Origin of the sequence: Sphingomonas sp. NFR15, from assembly GCF_900103265.1 — a bacterium.
Classification (GTDB): Bacteria; Pseudomonadota; Alphaproteobacteria; order Sphingomonadales; family Sphingomonadaceae; genus Sphingomonas; species Sphingomonas pollutisoli.
In genome coordinates this window covers 210,590-220,365 of sequence record NZ_FMWX01000003.1, presented here as the reverse complement: position 1 = coordinate 220,365, position 9,776 = coordinate 210,590, and the positions used below count along the sequence as shown (strand labels likewise).

General features: G+C 64.2%; 12 protein-coding genes. 9 read left to right on the top strand and 3 right to left on the bottom strand.

All coding sequences use genetic code 11. The annotated features are described in order from the left end of the window. Window positions 1-840: 840 nt before the first annotated feature. Window positions 841-1,062, bottom strand: a complete 222-nt coding sequence (locus BLS81_RS21275) for a hypothetical protein (protein WP_371128260.1) — start codon at window positions 1,060-1,062, stop codon at window positions 841-843. 171 nt (window positions 1,063-1,233) lie between these two features. On the opposite strand from BLS81_RS21275, the gene BLS81_RS20390 reads away from it, so the two are divergent. Genes BLS81_RS20390 through BLS81_RS09085 form a run of 7 tightly spaced genes read left to right on the top strand, consistent with a single transcriptional unit; the run spans window position 1,234 to window position 6,767 of the window. Then, a complete protein-coding gene (locus BLS81_RS20390; RefSeq protein ID WP_143023333.1) occupies window positions 1,234-1,677 on the top strand; it encodes a c-type cytochrome in 444 nt (147 codons plus the stop codon). Beyond that, a complete protein-coding gene (locus BLS81_RS09105) occupies window positions 1,674-2,654 on the top strand; it encodes a cytochrome c oxidase subunit II (RefSeq protein ID WP_176787100.1) in 981 nt (326 codons plus the stop codon). The genes BLS81_RS20390 and BLS81_RS09105 overlap by 4 nt, the downstream gene beginning before the upstream one ends. Then, on the top strand, window positions 2,651-4,522 hold the full coding sequence (locus BLS81_RS09100; protein ID WP_093223252.1) for a cbb3-type cytochrome c oxidase subunit I: 1,872 nt from the start codon (window positions 2,651-2,653) through the stop codon (window positions 4,520-4,522). The genes BLS81_RS09105 and BLS81_RS09100 overlap by 4 nt, the downstream gene beginning before the upstream one ends. Next, a complete protein-coding gene (locus tag BLS81_RS09095) occupies window positions 4,519-5,133 on the top strand; it encodes a cytochrome c oxidase subunit 3 (RefSeq protein WP_093223729.1) in 615 nt (204 codons plus the stop codon). Before BLS81_RS09100 ends, BLS81_RS09095 begins: the two co-directional genes overlap by 4 nt. Continuing rightward, entirely contained in the window at window positions 5,124-5,465 is a 342-nt protein-coding gene (locus BLS81_RS20735) for a hypothetical protein (protein WP_176787099.1), read from the top strand. The genes BLS81_RS09095 and BLS81_RS20735 overlap by 10 nt, the downstream gene beginning before the upstream one ends. Further along, entirely contained in the window at window positions 5,462-6,358 is an 897-nt protein-coding gene (locus tag BLS81_RS09090; RefSeq protein ID WP_176787098.1) for a cytochrome c oxidase assembly protein, read from the top strand. The genes BLS81_RS20735 and BLS81_RS09090 overlap by 4 nt, the downstream gene beginning before the upstream one ends. Next, window positions 6,348-6,767, top strand: coding sequence for a c-type cytochrome (locus BLS81_RS09085; RefSeq protein ID WP_093223250.1), 420 nt, complete (start codon window positions 6,348-6,350; stop codon window positions 6,765-6,767). Before BLS81_RS09090 ends, BLS81_RS09085 begins: the two co-directional genes overlap by 11 nt. Window positions 6,768-6,875: 108 nt before the next feature. Here BLS81_RS09085 and BLS81_RS09080 read toward each other — a convergent pair whose 3' ends face one another. Further along, a complete protein-coding gene (locus BLS81_RS09080; RefSeq protein ID WP_093223248.1) occupies window positions 6,876-7,061 on the bottom strand; it encodes a hypothetical protein in 186 nt (61 codons plus the stop codon). Between the two features lie 173 nt (window positions 7,062-7,234). Next, window positions 7,235-8,284 (bottom strand): DUF1176 domain-containing protein, encoded by a 1,050-nt coding sequence (locus BLS81_RS09075; RefSeq protein WP_093223247.1) that lies wholly within the window; start codon window positions 8,282-8,284, stop codon window positions 7,235-7,237. Between the two features lie 361 nt (window positions 8,285-8,645). On the opposite strand from BLS81_RS09075, the gene BLS81_RS09070 reads away from it, so the two are divergent. Continuing rightward, window positions 8,646-9,371 (top strand): Crp/Fnr family transcriptional regulator, encoded by a 726-nt coding sequence (locus tag BLS81_RS09070; RefSeq protein ID WP_093223728.1) that lies wholly within the window; start codon window positions 8,646-8,648, stop codon window positions 9,369-9,371. Window positions 9,372-9,439: 68 nt separating this feature from the next. Continuing rightward, window positions 9,440-9,682: a DUF6894 family protein gene (locus tag BLS81_RS09065; RefSeq protein WP_093223246.1), complete on the top strand. Its 243-nt coding sequence runs from the start codon at window positions 9,440-9,442 to the stop codon at window positions 9,680-9,682. The last annotated feature ends 94 nt before the right edge of the window (window positions 9,683-9,776 follow it).

Here is a 9,776-nt window from a genome sequence, read left to right as displayed (position 1 = left end):
TTCCTTATTATATAGCAGTATTGGAATCGGGCGTGGCGTCACTGTGCCAAGGGGACGTCACGCACCTGTGCAGACGCAACAGCAGGAGCCAGCACCTGCAGGTCTGCGACAAGAAAAGAGCATCGTTAGCCGTTTGATTGGCTTTGGCGCGGGCCGCGCGACCTCTTTGTCCCCTTTCGATTGCCGCAACATTGCGGCGTCGTGGCCGATCGAAAGCATGCAGTTCTCCGAGTTCGGATGCGAAACGAGAACCCCACATATTTCGGGCGATGGGACCAAGGGGTACTGCGGTGACGAATCCAAGCTGCCCCCCGCACGATGATTCCTTGGGACGAAACTCCGACGCAAGATAGGCTGAAACCCGTAACGCGCTTTGAGCGCACACCCATGATTAAGCCACTTGCGCCGCGAACTTCATCGAGGCCAGCGGTCACGTGCCGCGCTGATAAGCCGGACATATGACCGCACCGTTCCCATGCGATCAGTCGACTGCCGACAGCTCTTGCTACGCGGGCCGTTCCACATATTACGGGTTCGATCATCTACGCGTGTCGCATCGGCCGGGAGCTAGGACCTCCCGGGCGGGGGCCGTGGCTCGATGGCGACACGGCCTGGGCATATGGGCCTACCCAACATTCGGGCTCGTTATCTCCGCCGTCGTGCTGCTGACAGGAGCCTTGTCCGGGCCGATCGCTTTTGCGCTTGATGATTGCATTTGTGGTAGCGGCTGCATGGAATGGGGTCGTATCGTACTGGGTGTAACTGGGGCAGATTGCGATGAGTAATTTGATCTGGCTTTCGAGGCGCACATGCGCCGGATCGAGCTCCCATTTTCCCCTGTCACACGGTGTGCCGCGGGTCGATGATCTTCGTATCGTCAGCGGCGTCATGTTCATCATCAGGAATGGCCTGCGGAAAGACGTTGCTCGGCGAGAAGGGCTGCCACAACGCTTGACTCGACGTCAGCGGTCGATCGCCGCCATTGTGGCAATCAGCGAAGTTCTGCTTGCGCCGGAAGCGGCCGGCCGCCGCAGACCTTGCGAAAGGCAGGTAAGTCCCCACGAGCTTCCGGCAGCACGCGACCGGATATCGCCGTTTGCTTGCTCTAGACTAGGTTATCCTACATCAATGTCGCCTGCTCCCACAGCCGGTATTGGTGCGTAGATAGGGTTGGCTTACGGAAGCGGTTTCAACATCTCGAAAGGTCGCCGCACTGCAGGAATTGGCTCAATCGTGAGGCGGCTTTTGTATTTTTCGCCTGCCGCGTTGCTGTTGGCCTTAACTGCTTGCGAGAAAGAGGCGCGCGTTATCGCTGCCGATCAGCCTCAGACGTCACCCCGCGGCCCGCAGGATCCCCGCGCGGCCGCCTATGAGAACAACGCTTATCAAGTGTCGCAGGGTGGCCGCTATTTCAGTTGGTACGGGTGCGGACGCTGCCACGCCTCAGGCAGTCGAGGCGATCTGGCCAGTGCCGGTGCGCGGCGCGACCTCCCGCATCTCTATGCCTCGATCGCGCACGGGCACACCTCCGGCGCACGTATTCCGCCCGAGCAGATCTGGCAGCTCGCCGGGTACATCCGCAGTCTGCCGCGGATCGACCCGGCGCGTCGGAAGCGGCAGGACCGGGATCTTCGGGGCGAGCCGCAAGGCCCCACATGGACGGGCGCGCTGCGATGAGGCTTCTGTCGCCCGCTTTCTTCATACCGCTTGCCGCGTGTGCCGGGCGGCAGAGTCCGCTCGCGCCGGCCGGGCTCCAGGCGGAGTGGCAGCATTGGCTGCTGATGCTGATGTTCTGGGTGTGCGGCATCGTTTACGCGCTGGTGATGGCGCTGCTCGGCGTGAGCATCTGGCGCGGACGGCACCGCCTCGCCGCTGCGCCGGAGACTTCGCCCGACGACCGCCGGCTGAGCAGGGGACTCGGGCTGTGGGCGGGGATGATCGTGGCAGGGCTGACCATCCTCATCCTCGGCAGCTTCGTGGTCGAGCGAGAACTTGCAGGTGAACGCAGGCGCGAGGCGTTGGTGGTGCGTGTCACTGGACAGCAATGGTGGTGGCGCATCCAGTATCGCGATCCGGCGGGCACAGGCTGGATCGAAACCGCCAACGAACTCCACTTGCCAGCTGGGCGCACAGCGCGAATTGAACTGGGTTCGGTAGACGTGATCCATAGCTTCTGGGTGCCGAACGTCGCGGGCAAGATGGACGTCATCCCCGGCCGCGCCAACGCGATCGACGTCACGCCGCACCGGGTCGGCTGGTTCCGCGGCCAGTGCGCGGAGTTCTGCGGCGCGCAGCACGCTCACATGGCTTTCGATGTGAAGGTCGACACGCCCGCCGAGTTCGCCGCGTGGCTTGCCGCACAGGCCAGGCCCGCGCCGGCGCCTTCGGGCGCTGCGGTGGTAGTGACGAACGGGCCGTGCGCGTCTTGCCACACGATCCGCGGCACCGCGGCGCGCGGACGCGCCGGGCCGGACCTCACGCATGTCGGTGGCCGGCGTTCGGTGGCGGCGGGGACGCTGCCGATGAGCCGTGGCGCGCTGCAAGGCTGGATCGCGCAACCGCAGGCGCTCAAACCCGGCACGCTGATGCCGGCGGTCGCATTGACGGGCGCGCAGATCGATGCGGTGGCTGCCTATCTGGAATCGCGCAAATGAGCCGGCTGGACGAGACCTGGGCAGACCGACCGGGTTGGTGGGGGTTTCTGACCACGGTCGACCACAAGCGCATCGCCGCGCGTTACATCGTGACCGTGGTGGCGATGCTGTTCCTCGCCGGCATGCTCGCGCTCGACATGCGGCTGCAACTCAGCGCCGCGAACGGGACGCGGATGGGGCCGCAACTCTACGATGAGAGCTTCTCGCTGCACGGTTCGACCATGCTGTTCCTCGTCTCGGTGCCGGTGATGGAGGCGATGGGCATCTGGCTGGTGCCGCTGATGCTCGGTGCGCGCAACCTCGCTTTCCCCCGGCTGACCGCGTTCAGCTACTGGCTGTATCTCGGCGGCGTCCTGATGCTGTGGGTGCCACATGCGCTCGGCATCACACCCGACCTCGGCTGGTTCGAATATCCGCCGCTATCGGGGCCAGGCTATGCGCCAGGGCACCGTGCCGACATCTGGGCGCAGATGATCACCTTCACCGAGGTCGCCGCGCTGTCCGCCTCGGTGAACATCGCCGCGACGATCCTCAAGATGCGGCCACCCGGCATGACGCTGGCGCGTATGCCGTTCTTCCTGTGGGCGATGCTCATCGCCTCGCTGATGACGATCTTCGCGCTGCCGGCGGTGATGCTGGTGACGAGCATGCTGATCGCCGACCGGCTCGTCTCGACTCAGTTCTTCACGCCGGCGGGCGGCGGCGACGTGCTGCTGTTCCAGCATCTGTTCTGGTTCTTCGGCCATCCGGAGGTCTATATCATCTTCGTGCCGGCGGTCGGGTTCGTCTCCGCAATCGTCGAGGCGTTTTCGCGGCGTCCGCTGTTTGGGCATATCGCGATGGTTTTGTCGCTGCTCTCGATTTCCGTGCTCGCCTTCGGACTGTGGGTGCATCACATGTTCGCGGTCGGACTGCCCCGGCTCGGCAACGATTTCTACACCGCCGCGAGCATGGTGATCGCACTTCCGGCGGGCATTCAGATCTTCTGCTGGATCGCGACGATCGGAAGCGGGCGGCCGCGCTTCGCGACGCCGATGCTGTGGGTGGTCGGTTTCATCGCGACCTTCGTAATCGGCGGTTTGTCGGGCGTGATGGTCGCCTCGGCACCGCTCGACCTACAATTGACCGATACGTATTTCGTCGTCGCGCACTTCCACTATGTACTGGTCGGCGGGGCGATGTTCCCGTTGTTCGGCGCGTTCTGCTATTGGTATCCGAAGGCGACCGGCCGGATGATGTCGGAGCGGTGGGGTATCATCGCATTCGTACTGATCGTCGGCGGGTTCAATCTCGGTTTCTTCCCGATGCATATCCTCGGCCTCGAGGGCATGCCGCGCCGGGTCTACACGTATGGGCCGGAGATGGGCTGGGACGGGCTGAACCTGCTCGCGACGATCGGCTCGACCGTTTCGGTGCTAGGCGGGCTGGTCTTGGTCGCGAATGCACTGCTCAGCTATTGGCGCGGCGCACCGGCGGGTGCCGACCCGTGGGGCGGGCCGACGCTTGAATGGGCCGCGCCGTCGCCGCCGCCGCCGTACAATTTCGAGCACACTCCCGTCGTCACCGGCGTCGCCCCGCTATGGGAGCACGACGATCTGCCGGTGATGACGGGACTCAAGGACGATGCGCGCGAGGTGCTAGTGACTTCGGTCTTGGATGCGATTCCACTCTACCGCCAGCATAGCCCGGCACCGTCGATCTGGCCGCTGCTTTGTGCGCTGGCGGTGTCGGCGATGTTCGTCGGCAGCATCTTCACCGCCTGGGCGATCCTATGGGGTATGGTGCCGATCGCGGTCGGGCTGATCCTGTGGTTCTGGCCGGTGCGCGGCCGCGCCACCAGCGGGCCGCTGCGGGCGCGCGGCCAATGAGCGCGCGCGCGCGGCGCCGCGTCGGTGATCTCTCTGGCCTGCCCGAGAGCGCGTCGGGACCGCGCCACCTCGTCTGGTGGGGCAATATCGGCTTCATGCTGATCGAGGGCACCGGCTTTCTGCTGGCGGCCGGCGTGTACCTCTATCTGGCGAGCCAGACGCCACACTGGCCGCCCGACGGCGATGCCCTGCCCGCTTTGATGTGGAGTGGCATCTTCACGATAGGCCTGTTGGCGAGCGAGATCCCGAACCTTTGGTTGCTCGGACGATCTCGCGCGAAGGACGTGTGGGCGTTGCGCTACGGCACCGCGCTGATGACGATCCTCGGAATCGCACTGGCGGCGGTGCGGTGGTTCGAGCTTCAGCATCTCGGGGTGCGCTGGGACCATGACGCCTATGGCTCGGCGTTGTGGCTGCTGATGGTGCTGCACACCACGCATGTCGTCACCGATCTCGGCGATACGGCGGTGTTGTCGGTATGGCTGTTCACCCACGAAGTCGGCGACGATCAGTTCGCCGACGTCGAGGACAATGCCAATTACTGGAGCTTCGTGGTGATGGCGTGGCTGCCGATCTACATATTGGTCTATTGGGTGCCGCGATGGATGTGAACGCATCCCGGCGGCAGCGCGACGGGCGGCGCGCCTGGATCGGCCTGGTGCTTCCCCCGCTGGCGTGGATCTGTTTCGAATACGGCGCGGGCGTGTCCCTGCGCGGTGCGTGCGCGGCGATTGGCGGCTGGGCGGGGCTACTGTGGGGTGTGGCCAGCCTTGCGGTGTGCGGCGCGGCCGCATGGATCGCACGCTCGGCGGCGGTGGCGGCGCGCAATCCGCCGACCAGTTCGTGGTTGGCGCGGATCGCAACGTTCGGCGCGGGCATGTTCGCGCTCGCGATCATGTTTCAGACGGTCGCGACGATGATCGTGCCGGGGTGTGCGCGGTGAGAGCGGCTCGTTTCCTCGTGTTGCTCGCGCTGGGGATTCCGGGCGCGGCGTCGGCGCATAACCTCGAAGCGGGCGCGTCGATCGGGTGGACTTGGGATCCGTGGATTACGGTGCCGCTTGTGCTGGGTGGCTTGATCGCGGCGATCGGCTGGTCGCGTGTATTGGCGCGCTCGACGCTGGGTGCGGCGGGCCTGAGGCGGCGCGGGTGGTGCTTTCTTGCCGGCTGGCTGGTGCTGACGGGTGCGCTGGTGTCGCCGCTGCACGAGGCGGGCGAACGATCGTTCTCGATGCACATGGCCGAGCATGAACTGCTGATGCTGGTCGCCGCGCCGCTGCTAGTGGTGTCGCGCCCGCTTGCCGTGATGCTCTGGGCGTTTCCGCTACCGCTGCGCCGCGTGTTGGGCAGGGCGGGAGCAAGCGCTCCCGTAACCGCGATGTGGCGGGGGCTGACCGCGCCGGTGCCGGCGACCGCGCTGCAAGCAGCGGCGCTGTGGCTTTGGCACATGCCGGTGCTGTTCGACATCGCGCTCGCGGACGCGGGCTGGCACGCGGCGCAGCATCTGTCCTTCTTGGTGAGCGCCTTGCTGTTCTGGACCGCGATGCTGCGCGGACGTGATAACTCGCGGCGCGGCACTGCGATTCTGTGTCTGTTCGCGACGTCGATGATCTCCGGAGCACTCGGTGCGCTGATGGCGCTGTCCGCAAGCCCTTGGTACACAGGCTACTCGGAACTCGGCATGGCACCGTTCGGCCTAACCCCCGCGGAGGACCAGCAGGTCGCCGGGCTACTCATGTGGGTGCCAGGTGGCCTTGTTCACGCCGCCGCCGCCTTGTTGCTGATGCGCGCATTGTTGCAGGACCGTTCGCCAGAAACACTCGCTTATGCCGACTAGCCTGCGCCTGATCGCCGCATTGCTGGTGGCGGCCACGATCGCTGCGATCGCCTCGATAGCGGTACTGCACGCGCAGGACGTCGCGCACGCCCGCACTCAGGCTGAGCAGATGACCGGAGGTAGTGTCGATCGCGGCAAGCTCGCTTTGTCCCACTACGGTTGCGGCGCGTGCCATGTCATCACCGGCGTCCCCGATGCGCAGGGGCAGGCCGGGCCATCGCTCGCCGGCATCGCCAGTCGCGCGACGATCGCGGGGCGGCTCGCCAACCAGCCCGATCAGATGGTGCTTTGGCTGAGGCATCCGCAGCAGGTCGCGCCGGGCAACGCGATGCCCGACCAGCGGCTGAGCGAGCGCAACGCGGGCGACATCGCTGCCTACCTGTATACGCTGCGGAAGACGACCTACTGAGGTGGTCCGCCGCTTGGCAAACCTCTCCCATACGGCTTCCTTCAATCCAACGAAGGATCACGCCATCAAACCGCGGGATCAACACCTAAACGCCCCCTGACCAATACGTTAGCGGCAGATACGCACGCGGCGCTGATGACACCACTGGGGTGCGGCAATGCTGTCGGCTATGCCGCCAACCGCGGCGATCATCACGCCCACAGTCGCGACGGCCGTTATTCCACTCGCGCCGATCGCCACGGCCATAGCTGGACCGGTCATCGCGGCGATCACGCATATCGCCTCGATCGTCATGCCGTCCGCGATCGTCTCCCATGTCGGCGCCGCGATGATCCATGCGCTGGTCGCTACGATTGAGGAAGCTGTACAAGTACAGGCTCAACATATCCCCGGGGATCGAAGTCGCCCCCCGTCGCTTTCGGTCGCGCCGGCAGGAAAGCCGCATCGCACTCGCAGGGGGCGTCCGCTCAATCATGCCGCCAGATTGGAACAGCGCGGTAGAGAACCGGCCAGTCGGGATTGCCGCCGCACTCGTCCTGGCGTGTGACCTCGATGGTCACGAAGCGTCTCCCGTCCCACACGTAGCTGCGGGAGTGTCCGCAATCCCCGAATCCGCGTCCCTTCACGAATGTCGACAGGATGCCGCCATTATATGCGACGTTGACGAGCTTACCGTCATCGTTGTCGTCCGCATCCTGCTGGTCGAGCGGAGCATCGGTGGCTCGCCCCGCACGATCGACCGTAACAGCCAGGCTGTCGAAGTTATAGGCCCCGCCGTCGCAGGCGATCAGCAAAAGCCGCTGTTGTCTATCGAGGGGATAGGTCTGCGCGTCGGCGTCCACGCGATCGCAACCGGCCTCCGCACGCAGGGAAGCAATGCGCGCATGCGACAAGGCTGGCCCTTCGCGTCTCGACGCTCTGATCGCGGCAATGCGCGGCAGAGGAGGCGCCAATGGGATTTTCGTAGTCGGCCACGGGCCTCGCCGGATAAGCGCTGCGACGGTGCCGACCCGATGTTGCGCGTCGTCGATCGCGAGCAGCACCGCTGCTGCTCCCACCAGCGAAGCGGTGGCCAGCGGTTTGCCAGTGCGATCGGCAAGCGTAAGCCTGTCGCCCTTGTGCATGATGGCGACCAGCCGTTTCGCATCATCGGAGGAAAAGATCAGCCGATCCTCGGCCCTGCGAGGATGAAGGATCAGTGGCCTGCCATCCGCCACGAATTGCACGGGCATTGCTGTTCCCTGCGGAAGCTGGATCGCGACCTCGGGCGTGGCAGTCGCTGCGGCGGCCTGATGAAGCGTGAAGACGGCAGTGGCATCGTCGTCATCGGAGCGCAACGAGCCGGCGACGCACGCCCGCCCATTGTCGCAGGCGACAAACCAATCGCCGAAGCGACGAGTCGTCGCCTCTGGAACCGCAGTCGAGGCAAGGAGCAACGCAAAAAACATGATCTCAAAACCGATCTCGCTCGGACAGGTAGAACGCCAGCTTGGCCCATGCCTGGACAACATGTCCATGCCTGGAACGGGCTTCGCGAACAGTAACTTGCGATTATTTGGAGGAATCTGGCGAACGACTGAAGCGACCGAGGCTGCCCGCAGTGATCCAAGAAGCTGGCCGACCGCTTTCCGTACTTGACTTCCACGCGCCAACACGGGGCAGAGTTGCGAGATCGTGTCCTACTCGTGGTGTAGCTTCGCAGACATGGGCACGGAGATCTCTGGCTCCGGCTCAATTTATCAAAGCGGCACCGCGCGCTTCGGACTTCGCCGTCGCCTCGGGAAACGTCTCGAACGCTTGTACGGCGCCCCTGGCGACGGAACGAGGTGCGGGTTCATACGTTACGGGACCGTTTTCAGATACTTACTGGAATATGGGATGGCCGCGGACGATATCATCGAAGCTTGGTTTCGCAAACTCACCCGTTTGATGGATTTGGACGGCGAAGAGCTTGCAGCTTTGACCGCACTGTCGTTCAGGAGGGAAGAGACCGAAGCGAACCGCTATCTGGTCAAAGAAGGCACCCAGGTCACGCGCTGCTGCCTGCTCGTTGACGGTTACGTTGCTCGGCACAAAATGAGCCGGAACGGTCGTCGTCAAATCGTCTCGTTCCACATGTCCGGGGACATGCTGGACCTGCAGCACACGCTGCTTTCCCGGGCCGATCACAATCTCCAGACGATGACGCGCGCGGTAGTCGCATGGATTCCGATAACCGAGCTGGCGCAGGTTGCATCAAGGTTTCCCCGTGTGGCGGCGGCGTTCGCAAGGGATGCGCTCATTGATGCCGCCATCTTCCGCGAGTGGGTGCTGAACGTCGGCGCGCGGGACGCCAAGACGAGGATAGCGCACATGCTATGCGAATTCGTGCAGCGTCGGGAGGCGCTCGGGATAGCGTCCGTCGAAGCAGTGGAATTGCCGTTCAGCCAGGAGCAGATCGGGGACGCGACGGGCCTCACGTCCGTCCACGTCAACCGGATGCTTCGTGAATTGACCGAAGAAGGCGCCTTTGCCCGCACGGGGCGTCATTATTGCATCGCCGACTGGCGAAAGCTCCAAGCCATCGCGGATTTCAATCCGGCGTACCTTCATCAGATGGCATAAGGCTGACTTGGTCATGCAAAGTGCCATCGTGGTACTGAACCAATAGTGACCCTGAACGAGTTGTCAGCATGGCGCGCTACTTCTTCCATCTCAACCAGTGCGGGTCCGTAACTGCCGACCTGGAAGGGCTTGACCTTCCCGACCTCAGCGCCGGGCGCGAGACAGCCATCACGGCTGCACGCGACGTAATGTGCGGGGAACTTCTGAATGGCGCTCTATGCCTTGGCTGTCACATCGACATTGCCGACGCCAAAGGACACGTGTTGCTGACGGTCCGTTTCATCGATGCAGTTCACGTGACTGGCCTTTAGTGCCCTTTCTAGTTGCCCATCGAGAAAAAGAGGGGCAAGTCGCCGCAACGCACCATCGCCCCAGAGCTATCAACGCCGCTTTCACGCGTCGAGT

Bases quoted from the DNA above. Each gene is read 5' to 3' on its own strand.
- BLS81_RS09105 (WP_176787100.1), top strand. From the start codon at position 1,674: ATGAGGCTTCTGTCGCCCGCTTTCTTCATACCGCTTGCCGCGTGTGCC.
- BLS81_RS09100 (WP_093223252.1), top strand. From the start codon at position 2,651: ATGAGCCGGCTGGACGAGACCTGGGCAGACCGACCGGGTTGGTGGGGG.
- BLS81_RS09095 (WP_093223729.1), top strand. From the start codon at position 4,519: ATGAGCGCGCGCGCGCGGCGCCGCGTCGGTGATCTCTCTGGCCTGCCC.
- BLS81_RS20735 (WP_176787099.1), top strand. From the start codon at position 5,124: ATGGATGTGAACGCATCCCGGCGGCAGCGCGACGGGCGGCGCGCCTGG.
- BLS81_RS09085 (WP_093223250.1), top strand. From the start codon at position 6,348: ATGCCGACTAGCCTGCGCCTGATCGCCGCATTGCTGGTGGCGGCCACG.
- BLS81_RS09080 (WP_093223248.1), bottom strand. From the start codon at position 7,061: ATGACGATCGAGGCGATATGCGTGATCGCCGCGATGACCGGTCCAGCT.
- BLS81_RS09075 (WP_093223247.1), bottom strand. From the start codon at position 8,284: ATGGACATGTTGTCCAGGCATGGGCCAAGCTGGCGTTCTACCTGTCCG.
- BLS81_RS09070 (WP_093223728.1), top strand. From the start codon at position 8,646: ATGGCCGCGGACGATATCATCGAAGCTTGGTTTCGCAAACTCACCCGT.
- BLS81_RS09065 (WP_093223246.1), top strand. From the start codon at position 9,440: ATGGCGCGCTACTTCTTCCATCTCAACCAGTGCGGGTCCGTAACTGCC.